This window comes from Fructilactobacillus sp. X2R1C1 (assembly GCF_059901435.1).
The window spans coordinates 1-285 of the sequence record NZ_JBWXUV010000073.1 but is presented as its reverse complement, the minus strand read 5'-3'; the positions used below and the strand labels follow the sequence as shown (position 1 = coordinate 285).

Genomic DNA, 285 nt, shown 5'->3' with positions numbered 1-285 from the left:
CGTCTATGCGCCTGTTAGCACGCAGTGATGCTCTGGAATAATCCTTTACATTTTCTTTGGGGGTCAGGACAGCCTCTGCGTTTGAACTTGCACTTGCAGCTGAAAGCAAAAATCTTGTCGAATAGGCAACGCTTAATTCGGAAGCCGTGATTTCAACCGTTCTTTCTGCCTCGGATTGCATGGCATAGGCATTTCCGGTTACTTTAGCATCCTTCAGTTTACGCTGTGGATAAAGATTTGCCGATATCTTTTCACCCCGGACCGATACATCAGGCTGCACTATGC

General features: G+C 47.0%; 1 protein-coding gene. It reads right to left on the bottom strand.

Annotated elements, in window-relative coordinates; genetic code table 11:
• On the bottom strand, nt 1-181 hold a 181-nt coding region (locus AC6UDG_RS07560; protein WP_500706968.1), incomplete at its 3' end, for a hypothetical protein.
• Nucleotides 182-285: the final 104 nt, after the last annotated feature.